22 protein-coding genes are annotated in these 19762 nt (G+C 69.6%); 9 read left to right on the plus strand and 13 right to left on the minus strand.

What is annotated here, in order from left to right; all coding sequences use genetic code 11:
• Window position 1: 1 nt before the first annotated feature.
• The 4 genes from IEY81_RS16375 (at window position 2) to IEY81_RS16390 (ending at window position 3333) form a co-directional block, all read left to right on the plus strand.
• The gene (locus IEY81_RS16375; protein WP_189119549.1) at window positions 2–466 is read left to right on the plus strand and encodes a hypothetical protein; all 465 of its coding nucleotides are present in this window, start codon (window positions 2–4) and stop codon (window positions 464–466) included.
• Window positions 467–482: 16 nt separating this feature from the next.
• Window positions 483–1106 (plus strand): LysE family translocator, encoded by a 624-nt coding sequence (locus IEY81_RS16380; RefSeq protein ID WP_189119550.1) that lies wholly within the window; start codon window positions 483–485, stop codon window positions 1104–1106.
• A 125-nt stretch (window positions 1107–1231) separates the two neighbouring features.
• Complete coding sequence (locus IEY81_RS16385) at window positions 1232–2824, plus strand: FUSC family protein (protein ID WP_189119551.1); 1593 nt, start codon at window positions 1232–1234, stop codon at window positions 2822–2824.
• Window positions 2821–3333 carry a MarR family winged helix-turn-helix transcriptional regulator gene (locus IEY81_RS16390; RefSeq protein WP_229787923.1) on the plus strand — a complete coding sequence of 171 codons (513 nt, stop codon included), beginning with the start codon at window positions 2821–2823 and terminating at the stop codon, window positions 3331–3333. Before IEY81_RS16385 ends, IEY81_RS16390 begins: the two co-directional genes overlap by 4 nt.
• 7 nt (window positions 3334–3340) lie before the next feature.
• Here the strand turns inward: IEY81_RS16390 and IEY81_RS16395 are convergent, their stop codons facing one another.
• From IEY81_RS16395 to IEY81_RS16405, 3 genes are read right to left on the minus strand one after another with little or no spacing between them, the layout of a single operon-like run.
• On the minus strand, window positions 3341–3931 hold the full coding sequence (locus tag IEY81_RS16395; RefSeq protein ID WP_229787924.1) for a flavodoxin family protein: 591 nt from the start codon (window positions 3929–3931) through the stop codon (window positions 3341–3343).
• A gap of 45 nt (window positions 3932–3976) precedes the next feature.
• Window positions 3977–4459 carry a hypothetical protein gene (locus IEY81_RS16400; RefSeq protein ID WP_189119554.1) on the minus strand — a complete coding sequence of 161 codons (483 nt, stop codon included), beginning with the start codon at window positions 4457–4459 and terminating at the stop codon, window positions 3977–3979.
• 47 nt (window positions 4460–4506) lie between these two features.
• A complete protein-coding gene (locus IEY81_RS16405) occupies window positions 4507–5568 on the minus strand; it encodes an NAD-dependent epimerase/dehydratase family protein (RefSeq protein ID WP_229787925.1) in 1062 nt (353 codons plus the stop codon).
• Between the two features lie 102 nt (window positions 5569–5670).
• On the opposite strand from IEY81_RS16405, the gene IEY81_RS16410 reads away from it, so the two are divergent.
• Window positions 5671–6849, plus strand: a complete 1179-nt coding sequence (locus IEY81_RS16410) for an alcohol dehydrogenase catalytic domain-containing protein (protein WP_189119555.1) — start codon at window positions 5671–5673, stop codon at window positions 6847–6849.
• Window positions 6850–6908: 59 nt separating this feature from the next.
• On the opposite strand, the gene IEY81_RS16415 is transcribed toward IEY81_RS16410, so the two are convergent.
• The 6 genes from IEY81_RS16415 to IEY81_RS16440 form a co-directional block, all read right to left on the minus strand.
• Window positions 6909–7667, minus strand: coding sequence for a hypothetical protein (locus IEY81_RS16415; protein ID WP_189119556.1), 759 nt, complete (start codon window positions 7665–7667; stop codon window positions 6909–6911).
• Window positions 7668–7802: 135 nt separating this feature from the next.
• A complete protein-coding gene (locus IEY81_RS16420; protein ID WP_189119557.1) occupies window positions 7803–9425 on the minus strand; it encodes an STING domain-containing protein in 1623 nt (540 codons plus the stop codon).
• Window positions 9425–9757 carry a CU044_2847 family protein gene (locus tag IEY81_RS16425; RefSeq protein ID WP_189119558.1) on the minus strand — a complete coding sequence of 111 codons (333 nt, stop codon included), beginning with the start codon at window positions 9755–9757 and terminating at the stop codon, window positions 9425–9427. The genes IEY81_RS16420 and IEY81_RS16425 overlap by 1 nt, the downstream gene beginning before the upstream one ends.
• Before the next feature lie 97 nt (window positions 9758–9854).
• Entirely contained in the window at window positions 9855–10313 is a 459-nt protein-coding gene (locus IEY81_RS16430) for a peroxiredoxin (RefSeq protein ID WP_189119559.1), read from the minus strand.
• Between the two features lie 36 nt (window positions 10314–10349).
• The gene (locus IEY81_RS16435) at window positions 10350–11645 is read right to left on the minus strand and encodes an ArsB/NhaD family transporter (protein ID WP_229787926.1); all 1296 of its coding nucleotides are present in this window, start codon (window positions 11643–11645) and stop codon (window positions 10350–10352) included.
• The gene (locus tag IEY81_RS16440; RefSeq protein ID WP_229787927.1) at window positions 11642–12115 is read right to left on the minus strand and encodes a TrkA C-terminal domain-containing protein; all 474 of its coding nucleotides are present in this window, start codon (window positions 12113–12115) and stop codon (window positions 11642–11644) included. Before IEY81_RS16440 ends, IEY81_RS16435 begins: the two co-directional genes overlap by 4 nt.
• 97 nt (window positions 12116–12212) lie before the next feature.
• On the opposite strand from IEY81_RS16440, the gene IEY81_RS16445 reads away from it, so the two are divergent.
• Both IEY81_RS16445 and IEY81_RS16450 read left to right on the plus strand, forming a co-directional pair.
• Entirely contained in the window at window positions 12213–13544 is a 1332-nt protein-coding gene (locus tag IEY81_RS16445) for an MFS transporter (RefSeq protein ID WP_189119561.1), read from the plus strand.
• Entirely contained in the window at window positions 13541–14974 is a 1434-nt protein-coding gene (locus IEY81_RS16450) for a pyridoxal phosphate-dependent decarboxylase family protein (protein WP_189119562.1), read from the plus strand. The genes IEY81_RS16445 and IEY81_RS16450 overlap by 4 nt, the downstream gene beginning before the upstream one ends.
• Here the strand turns inward: IEY81_RS16450 and IEY81_RS16455 are convergent.
• From IEY81_RS16455 to IEY81_RS16470, 4 genes are all read right to left on the minus strand, one after another.
• Window positions 14971–15258 (minus strand): DUF3618 domain-containing protein, encoded by a 288-nt coding sequence (locus IEY81_RS16455; protein WP_189119563.1) that lies wholly within the window; start codon window positions 15256–15258, stop codon window positions 14971–14973. The genes IEY81_RS16450 and IEY81_RS16455 overlap by 4 nt on opposite strands.
• The gene (locus tag IEY81_RS16460) at window positions 15255–15851 is read right to left on the minus strand and encodes a phage holin family protein (protein WP_229787928.1); all 597 of its coding nucleotides are present in this window, start codon (window positions 15849–15851) and stop codon (window positions 15255–15257) included. Before IEY81_RS16460 ends, IEY81_RS16455 begins: the two co-directional genes overlap by 4 nt.
• Window positions 15848–16234 carry a hypothetical protein gene (locus IEY81_RS16465; protein ID WP_189119564.1) on the minus strand — a complete coding sequence of 129 codons (387 nt, stop codon included), beginning with the start codon at window positions 16232–16234 and terminating at the stop codon, window positions 15848–15850. Before IEY81_RS16465 ends, IEY81_RS16460 begins: the two co-directional genes overlap by 4 nt.
• 98 nt (window positions 16235–16332) lie before the next feature.
• Window positions 16333–16839, minus strand: a complete 507-nt coding sequence (locus tag IEY81_RS16470) for a GNAT family N-acetyltransferase (protein WP_189119565.1) — start codon at window positions 16837–16839, stop codon at window positions 16333–16335.
• A gap of 63 nt (window positions 16840–16902) precedes the next feature.
• Between IEY81_RS16470 and IEY81_RS16475 the strand changes: the two genes are divergently transcribed.
• Both IEY81_RS16475 and IEY81_RS16480 read left to right on the plus strand, forming a co-directional pair.
• Window positions 16903–17349, plus strand: coding sequence for a winged helix-turn-helix transcriptional regulator (locus tag IEY81_RS16475; RefSeq protein ID WP_189119566.1), 447 nt, complete (start codon window positions 16903–16905; stop codon window positions 17347–17349).
• A gap of 1018 nt (window positions 17350–18367) precedes the next feature.
• A complete protein-coding gene (locus IEY81_RS16480) occupies window positions 18368–19657 on the plus strand; it encodes an HNH endonuclease (RefSeq protein ID WP_189119567.1) in 1290 nt (429 codons plus the stop codon).
• Window positions 19658–19762: the final 105 nt, after the last annotated feature.

Here is a 19762-nt window from a genome sequence, read left to right on the forward strand (position 1 = left end):
GATGCCGCACCTGACGACGTACGTCGGCCTGGCCGACCACAGCGAGAAGACGCTCGCCGACTCGTTCCGCGCCGTCGCAATCGGGCACGCCCACATTGCCGACGTCCACCACACCTGCCGGATGCTGGCCGACTGGTCCGACGCGAACCGGGACGCTCTCGCGCCGATCTTGGAGCGCTACGGCGAGGCCGACGACGTCGACGAGCCGGAACGGCTGCACGCCGCTGGGCTCGCCCAGACCCGCGAGGGTGAGATCGGCCTGCTGCGCGACCTCCAGGACCTGCACGTGCTCGCCAGCCTGGTGCAGACGACCTGGACGGTCATCGCGCAGGGGGCGCAGGGACTGCGCGATCCCGAGCTGCTCGAGGTGGCCCAGAGTGCCAACGCCCAGACCTCGCGGCAGCTCACCTGGCTCAACACCCGGATGAAGACCGCTGCACCTCAGGCGCTCATCGTCGCGCCCTGACCGCGAAGGAGAAACCGTGGACGTCAGCTGGGCCGCCTTCGTCGGAGTCGTGGTGCTCGCCTACCTGATCCCCGGCCCCGACTTCGTCGTCATCCTGCGGTCGGCGACCCGAGGCTGGCGCACCGGTGTCGCCGCCGCGCTCGGCGCCCAGACCGGGCTCTGCGTGCACGTCGCGCTCGCCGTGGGCGGTCTCTCCCTGGTGCTCTCACGCCACCCGGACCTGCTTACCGCGATCCGTACGGCCGGCGGTCTCTACCTGCTCTACCTCGCCGGCCGGCTCGTGCTCGCCACCTTCCGTTCCGCTCCTGGCCCGGACCGCGAGGAGCCGGCGCCTGGCCACGGCGACCGCTCGGCCTTCGGCCAGGCGCTGTTCACGAACCTGCTGAACCCCAAGGCCGTCCTCTTCTTCGCCGCCGTGCTGCCGGAGTTCGTCGGCGGCCCCGCGCCCACCTGGGCCCAGGTCAGCATCCTCGGCGCGCTCGACGTCCTCCTCGGCCTCGTCGCCTGGTCGGTTGTGATCCTGGCAGGCGCCCGGCTCGGCCGGCTCCTGAGCCGAGACCGCGTACGCCGCTGGTGGGATCGCACCACCGGGGCGACTCTGGGCGTGCTGGGCGGCGGTCTGCTCCTGGCTCGGGACTGACGAGCCTGCGATTATTTTACAGGTAAACCACCTGTTAAAGTTCTCTGGTGCGTACGCAGATCCGAGCCACTGACCCTCACCCAGCCCGGATCCGACCCGCGCTCGATCTCGCGCCGGTCTGGCGCGTGACTCGACTGCCGCACCAGCCGTGGCACAAGAACAGCCTGAGCATCCTGATCGCCGGGCTGATCCCGATCAGCGCGCTCGTCATGTTCGATCGGCTCGATCTCGCGACGTACACCTTGTCCGGCTCGCTGGTCGCGGTCTTCACCCACGCGGTCCCCTACCGACGACGCGCGGGCCTGCACCTGCGCCTGGTGGCGGCCTGGACCGCCGGGGTCGCGGTCAGTCTCACCGTGGCGGCCGCGACCACCTCGGTCGTCGTGCACATCGTCGCGGCGGCGCTGCTCGCCGCCATCGTCAAGGTGGCGTGCGAGGCCTCTGCGGTGGGTCCGCCCGGACCGATCCTGCCGATCTTCGTCTACGCCGGCATCCTCTTCGCGCCGCAGGAGTGGGACCAGGTCCTCGGACATCTGGGTCTCGCCGTCGCCGGCGCGCTGATCGGGTGGCTGGTCGTGATGGCTCCCGGCGCTTTCCGCCGCTTCGGTCCGCAGCGCCGCGCGGTCGCGACGGCGCTGTTCGCCGCGGCCGACCACGCCGGAGCGACGAACGGGAGGACTCGTGACGCACTGATCTCCGCACTCGCCGCCGCCTGGCGTTGCGTGACGGACAGCGGGGTGATCGATGCGCGCGGTCGCTCTACCCTCGCCGCGCTCGAGGACCACCTCCGGATCGCCGAGCTGGTGCTGGTGGATCCTGGCGCCGTCTCCGCAGAGCAGCTGCGCTCCGCGGCGTCGGCGATCAAGGGGAGCAACCGCTCCGTCCCGCCTCCCGCCACCGAGCTCCCGCCGGCCGGTGGCCGGCGCGCCGCCTCCGATCGTCCCGAGGAGCCCAGGACCTTCGCCGCCCGTCACCCGGTGCTCGCCGCCTTCCGGCCCGGGTCACCGGCGACGCCCTACTTCCTACGCCTGCTGGTGGCCTGCCTCGCCGCCGCGGGCCTCTCTCACCTGCTCGGCGTCGGTCGGCCCTACTGGGCGATCGTGACGGTGGCCGCGATCATCCAGCCCAACCTGTCTCTCACCTGGCACCGCGCCCCGGCCCGCGCGATCGGAGCGGTGCTCGGGGTGCTGACCTTCTTCGCTCTCGCGCCGTTGGCCCACCGTGATCCGCTGTACGCGGTCGCGCTGGTGCTCCTGCTCAACGCGGCGGTGGAGTTCGTGCTGCCACGCAACTACCTGCTCGGCCAGGGACTGGTCACTCCGATGGCACTCCTGATCACGGAGTTCGCCCAGATCCAGCCACCTACGGAGCTCGTCGTCGAGCGACTCCTGGACACGCTCCTCGGAGTGACCGTCGGTCTCCTGGCCGCCTTCGCGATCCGAAATCCGCACCTGCACCACCGAGTCACCACACAGACGGCCGCTCTGCAGGCCGCGGCGGCGCACGCCGAGGCCGTCGCCGCTGATCCGGATCCGGCACCGGACCGCATGGCCCAGGCCCGACGCAGGATCTACGATGCGTACGCCTCGCTGCTGACCGCAGCGCAGCAAGCCGCCGGCGAATGGTGGTCCCATCGTCACGACGAGGAGGCTGCCGCCGTCGCCGGCGAGCGTGCCCATCAGGCCCTGCTGGCTCTCAGGAAGACCGCCTCACCATGACCGCTCCCCCCAGGCGCGACGCCGTCGCGCGAGTCCTCGCGCAGTGGCGAGAGGTCGCCCCCGACGTGGACCTCTCGCCGATCGAGATCATCGGGAGGATCAACCGCATCTCGACCCTGCTCTCGGCGACCGACCAGCATCTGGCCGAGACCGGCCTGACCCGCGCCGAGTTCGACCTTCTGGGAGCGCTGCGCCGGACCGGGCGCGAGCTCACGCCGAGCGAGCTGGCACGGGAGACCTTCTCCTCGGGCGCGGCGGTCACCAAGCGGCTCAAGGTCCTCCACTCACGAGATCTCATCGAACGGCGCGTCGACGACCGCGACCACCGGATCTCCCGGATCAGCCTCACCAGCGCCGGCGAGCGCCTGCACGCCGCCTACCTGCCCGTCCAGCTCGACGCAGATCGGGAGCTGCTCTCGGATCTCTCCCCCGGTGACGGGGAGCGGCTCGCGGAGCTGCTCTCCGTCCTGCTCACACAGCTCGACGGGCGCGCGGGCCCGTCTCGCTGAGCTCACATCACTCGGGCGGGTAGGGCGTCTCCCGCAACAGCTCCGCGAGGTGGGCGAGGTGGCGGGCCATGGTCTTGGTCGTGCCCGCGGTGGTGTCCGGGGTCGGGTCCAGGTCCTTGAAGTCGACACCCTGCATGGCCTCACCGACCCAGTAGGTCGAGCCGGCGGCCGGGATCGTGAAGCCGACGTCGCTGAGCGCCTGGCAGAGCTCGGCGGTGACGTGGTGAGCACCGTCCTCGTTGCCGACGACGCCGATGCCGGCGACCTTGCCGTAGGTCAGCAGCCGGCCCTGGTCGTCGGTCTCGCCGAGCTCGGCGTCGAGGCGCTCGAGCACCATCTTGCAGACCGCGGAAGGCTGACCGAGCCAGATCGGCGTGACGATCACCAGGATGTCGGCGGCGAGCACCTTCTCACGAAGCTTCGGCCACTCGTCGCCGTCACCCTCGTCGGTGGTCACCCCGAAACGTACGTCGTGGTCGACGATGCGGACCATCTCGCCCTTCACACCATGGCCGAGGAGCTCGAGGAGCACCTGGGAACCGAGCAGCTCGGAGCTGGACTCGGCGGGCGAGCGCTTGAGTGTGCAGTTCAGTGTCAAGCAGCTCAATTGGGTCATACCGACAAGTACCCGTGCCAATGGACATCATGCGTGGAAAACAGCCGGGCCGACCTTCAGATGCAGCGCTTCGAGACGGTCGATGTGGTCGTCCGCTCGGCGCATGAGCTCGGCGAGCTGCTTGGGGTCGAGGCGCGGGTCCTCGTCGGCGATGGTGAGGAGCACGTGCCATCCAGCACGCTTGCCGTTGACCGCGTCACGCAGGGCTTCGATGTCGAAGAGATCAGCGAGCGCGGAGCGGCGGACGATCCGACCGTTGGGCTTGAACCGTCCGGCGAACTCGAGAGCCCGGCCGGTCGCGGTGGCGACCGGGGACGGCTTGCCTCCGGTCTGCTCGATGATGTCGCGCAGCGACTCGCGGTCCTCGTTCATCTCGGCCGCGAGCTGCCGGATCTCCGCGGCGACCTGGGGGTCGGAGTGGGACTGGCCTACGCGCCGGAACAACGCCAGTCCGGCGCTGGACCCGGCCCAATGGTGCTGGAGATAGGCCTGCAGGTTTTCGTCGTTCATTGCTGCTCCTCGTTCTGTCGGTGGCTGTGGATGGCTCTGTGTAGGTGTCACGGGTGCAGCGGCGGCAGGCCGCTCCCCGCTTTCTGCGGGATGCCCGAGAGGATCGCGTCGAGCGCGTCGGTAGCGGTGTGCCGCGGTCGCCAGTCGAGCTCGGTCTCGGCGCGGGCGGTCGACATCAGCGGCAGCTGCATGACCGCCTCCAGCAGGCTGCCGGGGACGGGCGCCAGCCGGGCGTGCCAGGCGGCGTCGAGGCCGCGCCTCATCAGCCGCGCAGGCGTCTCGACCGTTCGCGCCCCCATCAGCTCCGCGATCTCGTCGCGTCGGATCACGCCGGTCCCGGCGAGGTTGAACGCGCCGCTCACCTCGGTGGTCGCTGCGGTCGCGAGCGCTCGGCCGACGTCGCCGGCGTGCACCGCCTGGAAGCGGAGACCGGCCGGCACCGGCACCACCGGGATCCGGTTCCGGTCCAGCAGCGCCGGACGCGCCAGGGCGCCACCGAAGATACGCCGCTGCTCGCTGGCCGAGGAGCGCTGGAAGACGAAGGCGGGACGGACCCGGACCAGCCTCACCTCGGGGTGGTTGCAGGCGAAGGTGTCGAGGGCACGCTCGACGTACGCCTTCTCCCGGCAGTAGGCCGCCGGAGAGGCGCCGTCGGTCTCCCAGGTCTCGTCGACCGGGTCGTCGTGCAGGACGGGCGAGTACGCCGCAACCGACGAGACGCACACGAACGCACCGACACCGGCATGAGCAACGGCATCCAGCACCCGGCGCGTACCGACGGCGTTGGTCGCCCAGGTCTCCTCCGGCCGATGGGTGGGCTGGAACTTCCAGGCGAGGTGGACGACGGCGTCCGCCCCCTCCAGCACCGGCTCGAGGTTGGCGTTCGAGACGTCCGCCTGCCGCCACTCGACCGAGGCGTCAGGGCTGGGTTGCGGGCCGTCGGGCGACCGTCGGGCGACGGCCACCACCTCGTTGGCACCGTCCTCGGTCAGCGCCCGGATCGTGGCGCTGCCGAGGTTCCCGGACGCGCCCAGGACGACCACCTTCATGTTCTCCACACCCTCCGCTGTCGAGACCGGTCTCTTCTGCGTGGTCTGACCGGTACCCACCGAGACCGGCTTCAGCACCACAGGCAGCCGCCGCAGGCAACCCGGCTTGAAATGCCGGAACCGGGTACCGACCACGTAAACGCGAACCAAGGAGGAAGATCGATGAAGGCGGTTACCTGGCAGGGAAAGCGCGACATGCGCGTGGAGGAGGTCCCCGATCCTCACATCATCGAGGACGACGACATCATCGTGGAGGTCACCTCGACCGGGCTGTGTGGTTCCGACCTTCACCTCTACGAAGTGCTCACCGGATTCATGACGCCCGGTGACATCGTCGGCCACGAGCCGATGGGTGTCGTGGCCGAGGTCGGCCCCGGCGTCCGCGAGCTCAACGTCGGCGACCGGGTCGTGGTGCCGTTCAACGTCAGCTGCGGCACCTGCTGGATGTGCGAGCACAACCTCCACTCGCAGTGCGAGACCACCCAGAACCGCGACCAGGGCACCGGCGCCAGCCTCTTCGGCTACAGCTCGCTCTACGGCGCGGTCCCCGGCGGGCAGGCGGAGTATCTGCGTGTCCCGTTCGGCAACCAGCTGCCGATGAAGGTGCCGCACGGCCCCTCGGACGACCGGTTCCTCTTCCTCTCCGACGTCCTGCCGACCGCCTGGCAGGCGCTGAAGTACGCCGACCCGGCTCCCGAGAGCACCGTGCTGGTGATCGGTGCCGGCCCGATCGGTGACATGGCGACCCGCTTCGCCCTCCACGCCGGCCACCGCGTCCTCACCGTCGACCGCGTCCCCGAGCGCCTCGCCCGGGTGGGTCAGCGGGGTGCCGAGGCGATCGACATGAACGACGGTGACGTCGTCGAGCAGGTGCGCGAGCTCACCAACGGCCGCGGCGCCGACGCGGTCATCGAGGCCGTCGGCATGGAGGCCCACGGATCCCCGATCGCCGAGGGCATGACCAAGCTGGTCTCCAGCATGCCCGGCCCCGCCAGCCGCCCGATGATGAAGAAGGCCGGCCTCGACCGGATGGCCGCGCTCTACACGGCCTTCGACGCCGTACGCCGCGGCGGCACCATCTCGATCTCCGGCGTCTACGGCGGCGCGATGGACCCGGTCCCGATGATGCAGCTGTTCGACAAGCAGGTGCAGCTCCGCATGGGCCAGGCCAACGTACGCTCCTGGACCGAGGAGCTGATGCCGTTCCTCGAGGGCGACGACGACCCGCTCGGCGTCGAGTCGTTCGCCACCCACCACCTCCCCCTCAGCGAGGCTCCCGAGGCCTACAAGTCCTTCCAGGAGAAGGCCGAGGGGATGGTCAAGGTCGTCTTCAACCCGTGATCGCCGCCGTCGCCCGGTGCCCATGCGGGACCGGGCGACGGCGTTCGACTGAGCCGGACTCAGCGGTTGCGGAGCTTGAAGGCCTTGGAGCCGTCGGCGAGCGTGTAGGCGTCGCCGGCGTAGTAGAGCCGGTAGCTGCGCGTGCTGGGCGGGTTCCAGACGATCGCCACGGTGCCGCGCTTGCCGGCTTTGCCGGAGGTCTTCGCCGACTTCACGGTGCGCCAGGCGCCGCCCTTCTTCACCTGCAGCTTCACGGTCTTTCCGACCTGACGGGCGCCGTTGCGGGTCAGCGTGCCGCTGACCTTCCACGAGTGGGCGCCGGACTTCTTCTTCGCGGTGTACGCGATGTTCGACGCCTTGCGGGTGTTCGAGACACTGAACGTCTTCGTCGCGGTGCGCTTTGTCTCGGCGTACGTCGACCAGTCCAGGACGGACACGATGGCCTTGGCGGTGTAGGTGCCGCGCCGGTCGAGATAGTGGCAGTAGAAGGACCCGTCCAGGGTGAAGGTGTAGGTGCCGTTCTTCGAGACCGACTTGTAGCCGAAGGCGGAGTCGAAGTACGACCTGTCCGGCGCGGTGATCCGCAGCTCGACGTCGATGTCGGCGCCGTCGTAGCCGACACCGGAGACGGGCACGGTGACCTTGTAGTCCTTGCCGTAGTAGCAGCCCGTCCCATAGGACGGGAACTTGAACGACGGGGCGGACACGGAGACGGTCCCGACCGAGGCCGCCGACGCGGCCGGCACGAGACCGGGGATCGTGAAGGAGGCGAGCAGGAGCGCGACGGTGGTGGCGACACCACCGAGGATTCTTCGCATGAAATTTTCGACTTTCAGTTCACAGGACAGCCCAGACAGAAGTGGACAGTTTGCCGCGCGCCAGAATCCCGAGAAGACGTTTCCGGGCCTACGTACCCAATAAGGCGTATCTTCCCGCTTTCGCGCGCGTTTCCTTCAATCGAGACCAGGGAAGGTCGCTTCGCTGCTGGAGACGCTCACGACGTCTCGCAGATACCGAGATCCGACCCGGCGGTCGCCGCCCGCACGGATGCGCTTGACGAGCTGACTCTGGAAGCGGTCGATCTCCTTCCGCTCCAGAGCGATCCAGTGTTCGCCGGAACGCCCCTGCGGTCCCACGTCGAGACGCTCGTCGATGGACTCGGCGACGGTGGCCAGAGTGGTCGGGAAGACGTCGAGGAGCCGCACGGGTTCGCCCTCGACGAGCGGCAGGCAGGTCATCGACCGGGGTCGGGCGAAGTCAGGGTGGGTGACCGTCGCGGGAACGACCCGCCCGCTCTGGACCATCTCGAGGTCGATGAAGTCGTCACCGCACCACGCCAGCCGCTTCGGTACGACGACCGTCAAGGTGGCATCCCGGAGGCGGTCGCTGGAGAGCTCGATGCCGTCCACGCTCACGCCACCCGGTCCCCGTCCCGAACTGATCTCCAGCAGCGCCTCGGCCACCGGGAGCACGAAGTTGCGGGCGTACCCGGTCGCCAAGGCGTTGGCCACAGTGATCTGGGTGAGCGGCGCCTTGAAGAAGGAGGTCATCGGGTTGGTCGACGGGTTCTCCCCCAGCGCCTCGAAGATCGACCTCACCGTCAGCAGCCGCTGTTCGACCACCCGCCTGGAGGCCTCGACGTCGTCAAGGTCCAGGTCGAGGACCTCGAAGAGCTGGCCGACCGGGCCGTCCACGGCCCGGTCCTTGATGACGACGTCCGGCGTGCCCAGACCTTGCGCCACCGTCAGCTCGTAGATGACCTCCGGGTCGGCGTGGGTGACGTCGGCGATGACCACGTCGGCGAGCTCGAGCTGCTTGAGGTCCTCGCCGCGCAACCCGTCCGGCTCCGAGACGTACAGCGCGAGGTTCAGCTGCTCGAGGACCGGCCGCAGAATCCGCTCGCGGACGATGTCCCGTTCGGCCTCGGTGCTCGTGCTGGGCTGCAGGAGTACGCAGCGGCCGCGCGCCGGCCGCACGGCCGCGCCGACCAGCTCCTCCCAGAAGTCGACGATGCGGGCCAGCGGCATCGCGAACGCCTGGCGGCCTCCCTCGGCCTCGACCTGGATGCCGATCACCGCACCGGCGAGGTCGCTGTAGACGGCGGCGCCGCTGAATCCGGTGACCGCGAGGGTCGTCGTCTCGTACTGGAAGTAATAGGCCGCGGAGCTGCTGGTGCGCAGGTAGTTCCCCGCCGGGGTCAGGTATCCCGTACCCCCGCTCTGGGCGCTGCGGAGGTTGTCGCCGTAGCCGCGGGCGCGCACCCGGCCGTCGGCCTGCGACACCAGGGTGAACGGCAGCGGCCGCCGGCCGGCGGGCCGGTCGAGGCGGAGCACCGCGAAGTCCCGCGCAGCCGGTTTGTCGTGGACCGGCGGCACCACGAACGTCGCGCGCTCATCGGCACCGGAGTCGGGGAACCGCACCCACACCTCGTCCTGCTCCGCGAGCGGTGCGACCACGTGCCCAGCCGTCAGCAGATGACCGTCGTCGGTGCCAAGCCAGGCCGTGCCGATCGTGCGTCCTCCAGGGCCCGCCAGGACGGCACAGGTGGCCTGCGCGAGCAGTTCCCCGACTTCCATCAGGACCGATCGAAGTTCCAGGTCAACGTCGCTTTCACCGATCCCTGACCCTGCGCCTTGATCACCCAGACGTCGGCGCCGGTGGTGAACGAGAACGCCAGCTCCAACGACACCGAGCTCGGTCCGTCGGCCGAGGCAGCCAGTGCTCCGCCGAGGTCCGTCGAGACGTCTTGGAGCATCCGCTTGAGCGAGCCGTAGGCGTCCTCCATGCGGCTGCTGGTCTCGGTGGTGCCGAACTCGTCACCCCACCCGTCCACGCCGGTCGCCGGGTCCTCATCCGTCGACTCGATCAGGATGGTCGACGTACCGATCTGAACCGGCGTATAACCCAACGCTTCCTCCTCGAGTCCCGTGGAATGCAACCGTAGTGGCGCAGAGGCTGCGGCGTGGGCGAAATTCCAGGATGCGCCGCAGAGCTGCGGCGCCGGCTCAGGAACGCAGCGCGGCGAGGGCCTCGTCGGCGTGGATGTCGGCCTTGAGCATGCCCTCGACGACGGTCTTGATGCGGCCGTCGGCGCCGATGGCGAAGGTCGTACGCTGCAGCGGGCCGATCTTGCCGAGGATGCTCGGCTTGACGCCGTAGAGCGCGGCGACTGAGCCGGAGGGGTCGGAGAGGACGGGGTAGTCGAGGTCGTGGTGGGCGGCGAAGCCGGCCTGCTTCTCGATGCTGTCCTTGCTGATCCCGATCCGCTGCGCGCCGATCTCGGCGAACTCCGCGGCGAGGTCACGGAAGTGGCAGGCCTCCTTGGTGCACACCGCGGTCTCGGCGGCCGGGTAGAAGAAGATCACCACCGAGCCCTTCTCCAGGAGCGTGGAGAGGGTGACGGGCGCGCCGTCCTGGGCGGGGAGCGTGAAGTCGGGTGCGACGGCACCGGTCTCGAGCGGCATGGCGCAAAACTATCGGGCGCGTCCACTGCGCGAGGCTCACGCCAGGGCGAAGTAGCGGAGGTAGAGGTAGACCCAGGCGATGGCCAGCGAGCCGGCGGTCACCACGAGGCCGTACTTTGTGAAGCCCCAGAAGCTGATCGGCTGCCCGTTCTTGGCGGCGATGCCGAGGACGACGACGTTGGCACCGGCGGCGACGGCGGTGGCGTTCCCGCCGAGGTCGGCACCCCACACGAACGCCCACCACAGCGGGCTCTCGGCACCCGCCTGCGGCGTCACCGCGACCATGTCCTCGACGACCGGCACCATCGCCGTGGTGTAGGGGATGTTGTCGACGAAGGCGCCGAAGACCCCCGACCCGAAGAGCAGCGCGGTGGCGCCGAGCAGCTCGCGGTCGCCCATCCACTGCGCGGCCACACGACCGACCTCGCCGATGATCCCGACCTCGACCAGCGACCCGACGAGCACGAAGAGCGCCATGAAGAAGGCCAAGGTCGCCCACTCGACCTCTTCGAGGAACTCCTCCGGAGTCGTACGCGACACCAGCACCGTCGCACCCGCACCCAGCATCGCCACCACCGCCGGGTCCAGGTGGAGCACCGTGTGCAGCCCGAAGGCGAGCATGACGAGGGCGAGCACGATCAGGCAGCGCACCAGCAGGCGCATGTTGGTGATGGCGTCGCGCGGGTGCATGTGGCCGACGACCTTCTCGACGTCGACGGTCGTGCGCAGATGGCGCCAGAAGAGCAGCCGGGCGAAGAGCAGGTAGGCGACCAGCAGGATCAGCGTCAGCGGCAGCGAGTGGACCAGGAAGTCGTTGAAGGTCAGCTCGGCGCGGCTGGCGATGATGATGTTCGGCGGGTCGGCAATGAGCGTGGACGGGCCGGTGAGGTTCGCCGTGAGGATCAGCGAGACCAGGTAGGGCATCGGCGAGAGCCCGAGCTGGCGGCAGACCGAGAGGGTGACCGGTGCGACCAGCAGCACGCAGGTCACGTTGTCGAGGATCGGTGCGACCGCGGCGGTGACCAGCACCAGCAGGACGAGCAGCAGGTAGGGCCGGCCGCCGGAGGTCCGCGCGGCCCACAGCGCCAGGAACTCGAAGAGGCCGGTCTGCTTGAGCACGCCGACGATGACCATCATCCCGAAGAGCAGGAAGATGACGTTCCAGTCGATGCCGGTGTGCGGGTTGGTGAAGGCGGTGTCGGCATCGACCAGCCCGATCACGGTCATCGCCGCCACGCCTCCGAGGGCGGCGGCGACGCGGTGGACCCGCTCGGTCGCGATGAGGGCGTAGCTGACCAGGAAGATCGAGAGCGCGGCAGCGGTGAGGATCACGCCGATCGCCTCCGTACGCCGAAGGCGTCGGCCGAGTTCGCCTCCATCCCCGCATACCAGCCGGCGAGGCGGCCATAGCGGCTCACCATCATGAGCCGGTCCTCCACCGCCGCGACCTCGGCCATGGAGGCCACGACGAGCACCTGGTCACCCGAGCGCAGCACCATGTGCGGGTCGGGCACGATGACCTCGCTGCCCCGGGTCACCAGGGAGACCGCCGACCCCGACGGGAGCCTGAGCTCGTCGACCTCGACGCCGGCCAGCTTCGACTCCGGCTCGACCTCGAAGCGCAGCATCACCGCGTCGAGACGGTCGAGAGTGGCGTACCCGATGGAGACCTTGTGGACGAAGCTGCCCTTCTCCGCCCAGCGCGGCTGACGGCCGCGTCCGATCACCAGCCCGATCGAGAACCCGATCGCGGCGCAGATCATCCCGGCCGAGATCGCGAGCTCGATCTCAGGCCACCCCATCACGCGCTGTCCCCCACGTTCATCACACTGAAATTCAACGTGGCTGTGTGTCCGACTTGTATGGGTGCTGACACCCATCTTCCGGCACTATGGCGCCATGCCCGCCAGACCGACCTTGCCTCGCGGCGTACGTCTCGGTTACGGCTCGGGCTCGGTGGCGACCGGCACCTTCGGCACCATCCCGGGGCTGATGCTGCTCCCCTACCTCACCGACAGCCTCGGCATCGCGGCGCTGGCGGCCGGGTTCATCGTGTTCGCGCCGAAGGCGTGGGACGTCGTGCTGAACCCGATCGCCGGGCGGATCAGCGACCGGACGGTGGACTCTCGCGGCCCGCGGCGGCCCTGGTTGCGCCGGGCGGGGATCGCGCTGGCGATCACGTTCGCGCTGCTGTTCGCGGCGCCGTCGATGGCCACCGGGCTCGAGGCACTGTGGGTGCTGGTCGTGTTCCTGGCCTGCGCCACCGCGTACGCCTTCTTCCAGGTGCCCTACGTGGCCATGCCCGCCGAGCTGACCGAGTCCTACGACGAGCGCACCCGGCTGATGACCTGGCGGGTGGCGATCCTGGCGCTCACCATCCTGCTCGCCGGGGCCACCGCGCCGATCATCCGCGACGCGGTCGGCGGTCGCGACGGCTACCGCGTCATGGGTGTGGCGATGGCGGTGCTCATCCTGATCGGAGTGTTCAGTGCGTACGCGGGCACCCGCCGCGCGCCCGTCCACACCGTCGAGCCGGGTGCCGGCACCCTGCGCGACCAGCTGCGGATCGTGGCGACCGCCCCCGACTTCCGCCGGCTGCTGATCACCTTCGTGGTCCAGGCGGTCGCGTTCGGCGCGATGCTCGCCGGCGTCGACTACCTGGCCAGCCACGTGCTGGGCCGCGCGGGTGCGGCGACGGTGCTCTTCGTCTGCTTCGTCGGACCCGCGCTGCTGCTCACCCCGGCGTGGGCGGCGCTGGGCGCCCGGATCGGCAAGAAGAGCGGGTACGTCGCGTCCTCGCTCGTCCTCACCGTCGGCGCGCTCCTGGTCGCGACCGCCCAGAGCGCGCCCGCGGGCCTGGTCTACGCCGCGGTGGTGCTGGTCGGCGTGGGCTATGCCGGCTGCCAGGTCTTCCCGATGGCGATGCTCCCCGACGCGGCCGCGGTCGACGCGCGTCGCAGCGGGTCGAGCCGGATCGGCGTCTACACCGGCGTCTGGACGGCGGGCGAGACCCTCGGCCTCGCGCTCGGGCCCGGTGTCTACGCAGCGGTGCTCGCGCTCGGCGGCTACCGCTCCTCGACCGAGGGCGCCGTCGCCCAGCCCGACTCGGCGCTGACCGCGATCACCCTCGGTTTCTCGGTGCTGCCGGCAGCACTGGTGCTCCTCAGCCTGCTGTGGCTGCGGCGCTACTCGCTCACCGCCGACGACGTCGAAGGAGACGTGACCGTATGACCGACGCCCTCACCCAGCTCCGCGCGATGCAGTCCGCCGACCTCCCGGTCCACGGTGGCCGCACCCTCGCCTACGTCTACGACTCCGGACTGCCCGACATCGACCGGATCGGGCGCGAGGCGGTGGCCGCCTATGCCGGGTCCAACGGTCTGGATCCGACCGCTTTCCCGAGCCTGCTGCGGATGGAGAACGAGGTCGTCGGGATGGCGGCCGACCTCCTCGACGCCCCCGGCTCGGTGGTCGGCACGGTCACCTCCGGCGGCACCGAGTCGGTGCTGCTCGCGGTGCAGACCGCGCGCGACGCACGCCCGGACATCGAGCGGCCGCGGATGGTGCTGCCGACGACCGCGCACGCCGCGTTCCACAAGGCCGCGCACTACTTCGGCGTCGAGCCGGTGCTGGTGCCGGTCGGACCCGACTTCCGCGCCGACCCGGCGGCGATGGCCGCGGCGATCGACGAGCACACCGTGCTGGTCGTGGCCTCGGCGCCGTCGTACGCGCAGGGGGTCGTCGACCCGGTCACCGAGATCGCCGGGGCTGCTGCCGCGCGCGGCGTCCGCTGTCATGTCGACGCGTGCATCGGCGGGTGGGTGCTGCCCTACGCGGCGCGGCTCGGGCGGGACGTACCTGCCTGGACGTTCGCGGTCGAGGGGGTCACCTCGATCTCCGTCGACCTGCACAAGTACGCCTACGCACCCAAGGGCACCTCGGTGCTGCTGCACCGGACGGCTGAGCTTCGCCGGCCGCAGTTCTTCGCCTCGGCCGCGTGGCCGGGCTACACCATGCTCAACTCCACGATGCAGTCGACGAAGTCGGGCGGGCCGCTGGCCGGTGCCTGGGCGGTGATGCGCTCGCTGGGCGACAGCGGCTACGAGAAGGTCGCTCGCGACGTCTTCGAGGCGGTCGACCTGATCCGTGCGGGCATCGCCGAGATGGCGGAGCTCGAGGTGGTCAGCACTCCCGACTCCACGCTGATCGCGCTCACCACCGACGGCAGCTGCGACCCGTTCACGGTCTGTGACGAGATGGCCGAGCGCGGCTGGTACGTCCAGCCGCAGATGGCTTACGCCGGGTGCCCGGCCACGATCCACCTCTCGGTGAGTGCGGCGACGCTCGCCCACGTACCCGAGCTCCTCGAGGCTCTCGGCGAGGCCGTCGGTGCGGCCGTGGCGTCCGGGCCGGTGACGGTCGACCCCGAGGTGGCGGCGTTCATCGCAGCGCTCGATCCGCTCGCCCTGACGGACGAGGACTTCGACGGGCTGCTCGCCGCCGCTGGACTGGTCGGCTCAGCCGGCCCGGAAGGCGACCTCGCCCTGCCACAACGCATGGCCGAGGTGAACGCGATGCTCGACCTGGCCTCCCCCGCGATGCGCGAAGCTCTGTTGGTCGCCTTCCTGGACCGGCTGGCCCGTCCGAGTCGGTCGGTCTAGCCGACCTTGTTGCGGCGCTTCTTCCTGGCGATCAGGAGTACCAGGCCGAGCAGGACCGCTGCGGCGATGCCACCGCGGACCTGGACGTCACGCGACCTGGCCGCGACCTGAGCGCTCTCCTTGACCTCGTGGGCCTTCTGCTTCCCGCGGGTCTTCACGTCGAGACGTGAGGCGAGCTCGTCAAGGGTGTCGGCCAGCTCGTGACGTGTGCTGTCCAGGTCGGCCTCGACCGCGGCGATGCTGTCGCCGCCGTCCTTGCCGGGCTGAGTGCCGTTGTGCGTCATGACTTGCTCCTCACCACGGGGCCATCGTCGTGGCCGCGGTGCTTGACCGCCTCCACGTCCCTCTTGACGTTCTCGGTGGCACGCTCGGGCTTCATCGGGGTCCCCTCGGAGACCTGCTTCTTCCCGACCATGGCCATCACGCCCGCGATCACCAGGAGGACGACTCCGACGATCAGCGCGGCCAGCCAGGCGTCCATGACGAGCGCCAGGGCGAGGATCGCGGTGGCGATCAGGACGCCGAGGCCGTAGAGCGCGACCAGACCGGCGCCGCCGAAGGCGCCTGCACCCTTGCCGGCGTGCTTGGCCTTCTCGGTCAGCTCCAGGCGAGCGAGCTCCATCTCACCGCGGACGAGGCTGGACATCTCCTCGGAGAGGCGCGAGACCAGCTCGCCCATCGACGCGTTGCTCTGCGCCGAGCTGGGGTTGGTCGTCGTCGACTCCGAGGGAGTCACGTTCGGCCCCCTGGCAGTCAGATCGTCGTGGTGGACCGCGCTCGGCGGTGTCGTGGTGGTGCCGGGCTGCTGCGTCGGCGAGACCGGGCGACGTTGTTCACCCAAGGTCCCGTCGCGCTCCCCCGCTCGGTGGGTGGTCACGACTCCCACCCCCGCGGCGTACCCGTCACCGGGTCGGCGTTCGTGCTCGGGCTCGGCGGGGTGATGGGTGACGTCTGGTCAGCCGCGGCCGAGCTGGACGCCGTGCTCGACGTCGGAGTCGAGGACGAGGTCGACGTCGAGGTGGGCGTCGATGTCGAGCCGGAGCTGGAGCTACCGGGCATCTTCTCCTGGACGGTCTCCCGAGCGACCTCGGCCTTCTGCTTGGCCATGGAGCCAGCGCGGTGTGCCTTGTCCTGCACCCGCGGGTCGTGCCACATCTTCTGAGCCTTGGCGGCGAGGGCGTCGTACCGCTCGCGTCCGGCGCGGGCGCCGAGCACGTAGCCGATGCCGAAAGCCGCCATCAGTGCTGATTTCTTGAACATGTGCTCCTCCTCATCGCTTACACCAGCGCGGTACCCACGTGATGAGGAGATAAACGGGCGCAAACGAACAGGATCGAGGGACCGCCCGTACGCCGCGCCTAGGCCGCTGCTTCGTAGCGCCCGCTCACGTGCACGAGCGTCCCGCTCGGGTGCAGCGCCTCCGCGCCCAGGAGGCTCCGAGCGACGGCGAGCATCGGAAGGTTGTCGGACTGCACGTCGCCGACGAGCGTCCGGATGCCCTCTCGGCGTGCCCGCAGGGCGAGCTCTCGCAGCATCCGCACGCCGAGACCGTGGCCCTGCCAGGCGTCCTCGACGAGGACTGCGACCTCCGCGGCGCTCGGGTCGTCGGCGCACCGGTGGTAGCGAGCCACGGCGACCACCTCTCCGTCCACGACCGCGACCAGGGCTTCGTGATCGCGATGGTCGACGTCGACGAGGTAGCGCCGGAGCTTCAGCGAGAGCCGCCGCTGCACCGGAGCATGGAAACGGCGATAGATCGTCTCGGCGGACAGGCGGCACCACATCCGCTCGAAGGCGCTCAGGTCGGTGACCTCGACCGGGCGGGTGGTGATCGTGGGTGTCGCGATGAGGAGTTCTGAGTTCATATTCTGAACTCTCCGCGCAGGCGCTGAGTTCGTCAAACGAATTCAGGAACGTAAACTGGTTCTGTGATCACGGACGAGATCGACCGCACCCGCTGCTCGGTCGCCGGCACCCTCGCGGTCGTCGGCGAGAAGTGGAGCCTGCTCGTGCTCCGCGAGGCCTTCCTCGGCGTACGCCGCTTCGCCGACTTCCAGCACAACCTCGACGTCTCCCGCGCAGTCCTCACCGACCGCCTCAACACCTTCGTCGACCAGGGCGTCCTCGCCCGCGTCCCCTACCACGACGAGGGCCAGCGTGCGCGTCACGAATACCGCCTCACCCAGAAGGGCCTCGACCTCTACCCCGCCCTCGTCGCGCTGATGGAATGGGGCGACCGCTACCTCGGCGACCGCCCTGCTCTCGCGCTCGAGCATCGGGACTGTGGCGGTGAGGTCCAGCTCTCGCTCACGTGCTCGGACGGGCACACCCTCGGTGGGCCGCGGGAGGTGCGGCCGGTGGCGTTGGGGGGCTGACTTTCGCCACCGGTGGTCGAGCCTGTCGAGACCCCCTTCGCGGTCGCACCAGCCCCCCGGTGGTCGAGCCTGTCGAGACCCCCTTCGCAGACACACCAGCCCACCGGTGGTCGAGCTTGTCGAGACCACGTGCGTGCGGACATCGCTTAGCGACTGTGTTTTCGCTCCCGGGTTCGCCGCCGACCCGATCTCCGAGTGTTTCTCGATCACGCACCGCGTCAAGGACGCCTTCGGCGCCGGCTTCGCCGGCCGCTTCGCGGTCCTTGACCCGGCACCCGATCGAGAAAAGATTTCCGCCAATATCGGGGCGGCGGCGCGGAGTGTGGCGCGGGCTCATGAATCTCCGAAAGAGCCGGCGCCGAGTCGGGGCAGAGACCGCTCGCCCCGCTGGTCGAGCCGCCGGAGCCGCTAGGCGAAGGCGTGTCGAGACCAACACCGTCGTTCGCCGACCGCTCGCGTCGCAACTGAACCCGCGGAGGTCTCCACCGGTGGTCGAGCTTGTCGAGACCCCCGCGTGCGGACATCGCCAAGCGACTGTGTTCTTCGTTCCCAGGTTCGCCGCCGACCCGATCTCTGAGTGTTTCTCGATCACGCGCCGCGTCAAGGACGCCTTCGGCGCCGGCTTCGCCGACCGCTTCGCGGTCCTTGACCCGGCACCCGATCGAGAAAAGATCTCCGCCAATATCGGGGCGGCGGCGAGGAGTGTGGCGCGGGCTCACGAGGCTTCGCAAGAGCCGACGCCGAGCCGGGGCAGGGACCCCTCGCCCCGCTGGTCGAGCCGCCGGAGCCCCTGGGCGGAGGCGTGTCGAGACCAACACAGTCCGGGCCGAGGACGATCGCCCTGAGCCCGGACACCGGAGGTCGAGCCTGTCGAGACCCCCATCGCGAACACACCAACCCACCGGTGGTCGAGCTTGTCGAGACCACCCTCTGAGCAACAGATCAAAGCCACTAAAAAGACGGCCTGACCAGGATAAACAGGTAGCATCACTGCCTCGTTTGGCATATAATGAAACGCATGAACGAGACCCCCGACCAGCTCCTCACCGGACCACCCCCAGGTGCCTCCGAAGCAGAGCTGATCGACTGGATCACCGGTCTCGAAAACCTCAAGTGCCGTGCCGAGGCGATCCAGGCCGAAGCGGCCGTACGCCTCGACGAAGCCACCCGAACACGCCATGCCGAGGCCGGCGTCCCCACCCGCAAGCTCGGGGACGGCGTCGCTTCCCAGATCGCCCTCGCCCGCCGAACCTCACCCGCCAAAGGCGCAAAGCTCCTCGGCCTCGCCAAGATCCTCATCACCGAGATGCCCCACACCTTCGCGCTGATGAAGGCCGGACTCTTCTCCCAATGGCAGGCCACCATCCTCGCCCGCGAAACCGCATGCCTCTCACTCCAGGACCGCCGGGTCATCGATCACGAGCTCTGCGCGCCCGGCTTCGACGGCGAGGCGCCGAATGTCGTGACGATGGGACTGCGGCAGCTCGAGAACGCGGCCAAGAAGCTTGCGATCTCCTTGGACCAGGAGTCAGTCGTCGCCCGCGCCGCCAGCGCGGAGAGGGACCGCCGTGTCGGCCTCCGCCCCGCACCGGACACGATGACCTGGCTGGGCGCCCTGCTTCCAGTCAAGGACGGCGTCGCCGTCTTCGCCGCACTCGACCAGGCAGCCAAAACCGCGCAAGCCGCCGGCGACCAGCGCACCAGGGGCCAGGTCATGGCCGACACACTGGTCGACCGCGTCACCGGCAGGGAAGCCGGCGTGAAGCCGAAGATCGAAGTCAAGATCGTCATGACCGCCGACTCCCTGACCAACAACGCCAACCAGCCCGCCATGGTCGAAGGCTACGGACCCGTCCCCGCCAGCTGGGCACGCGAAGCACTCACCGACGCCGAGGCCTTCGTCCGCCGCCTCCTCACCGACCCGGCCGGCCAACTCATCGCCATGGAATCCCGGTCACGCAAAGCACCCGACGGCCTCGCCGAGTTCATCAACACCCGCGACGAAGGCACCTGCCGCACCAACGGCTGCGACGCCCCCATCCGCAACATCGACCACATCGAACGCCACGCAGACGGTGGCAAAACGACTGCCGAGAATCTCCAGGGTCTCTGCGAAAGATGCAATCAGGCGAAAGAATCGCTCGGCTGGCAAGCAAGACCAGGACCCGACGGCAGCATCACCACCATCACACCAACGGGCCACACCTACACGAGCCCACCACCCGAGGCCTGGTATGCGGCACCACCGCTCTCGCCCGCTGAGATCAGACTCCGCAACGTACTCGCCGCCCATCGCGCCGCCGCCTGATTCGAGCGGCACGAATTGTCCGCATCCTGCTGCGCCCGAGGCGTCGACATGGTCCACTGTGACGCACATCCCACCCGGCTGGGCTCGGCGGCCTCACTCGCGGAG

Source organism: Nocardioides luteus (genome assembly GCF_014648595.1).
Lineage (GTDB): Bacteria > Actinomycetota > Actinomycetes > Propionibacteriales > Nocardioidaceae > Nocardioides > Nocardioides luteus.

Coding starts and splice junctions, on each gene's coding strand:
- IEY81_RS16375 (WP_189119549.1), top strand. CDS start 2: ATGCCGCACCTGACGACGTACGTCGGCCTGGCCGACCACAGCGAGAAG.
- IEY81_RS16445 (WP_189119561.1), top strand. CDS start 12,213: ATGCCCGCCAGACCGACCTTGCCTCGCGGCGTACGTCTCGGTTACGGC.
- IEY81_RS16410 (WP_189119555.1), top strand. CDS start 5,671: ATGAAGGCGGTTACCTGGCAGGGAAAGCGCGACATGCGCGTGGAGGAG.
- IEY81_RS16390 (WP_229787923.1), top strand. CDS start 2,821: ATGACCGCTCCCCCCAGGCGCGACGCCGTCGCGCGAGTCCTCGCGCAG.
- IEY81_RS16415 (WP_189119556.1), bottom strand. CDS start 7,667: ATGCGAAGAATCCTCGGTGGTGTCGCCACCACCGTCGCGCTCCTGCTC.
- IEY81_RS16465 (WP_189119564.1), bottom strand. CDS start 16,234: ATGTTCAAGAAATCAGCACTGATGGCGGCTTTCGGCATCGGCTACGTG.
- IEY81_RS16470 (WP_189119565.1), bottom strand. CDS start 16,839: ATGAACTCAGAACTCCTCATCGCGACACCCACGATCACCACCCGCCCG.
- IEY81_RS16400 (WP_189119554.1), bottom strand. CDS start 4,459: ATGAACGACGAAAACCTGCAGGCCTATCTCCAGCACCATTGGGCCGGG.
- IEY81_RS16440 (WP_229787927.1), bottom strand. CDS start 12,115: ATGGGGTGGCCTGAGATCGAGCTCGCGATCTCGGCCGGGATGATCTGC.
- IEY81_RS16450 (WP_189119562.1), top strand. CDS start 13,541: ATGACCGACGCCCTCACCCAGCTCCGCGCGATGCAGTCCGCCGACCTC.
- IEY81_RS16455 (WP_189119563.1), bottom strand. CDS start 15,258: ATGACGCACAACGGCACTCAGCCCGGCAAGGACGGCGGCGACAGCATC.
- IEY81_RS16480 (WP_189119567.1), top strand. CDS start 18,368: ATGAACGAGACCCCCGACCAGCTCCTCACCGGACCACCCCCAGGTGCC.
- IEY81_RS16420 (WP_189119557.1), bottom strand. CDS start 9,425: ATGGAAGTCGGGGAACTGCTCGCGCAGGCCACCTGTGCCGTCCTGGCG.
- IEY81_RS16430 (WP_189119559.1), bottom strand. CDS start 10,313: ATGCCGCTCGAGACCGGTGCCGTCGCACCCGACTTCACGCTCCCCGCC.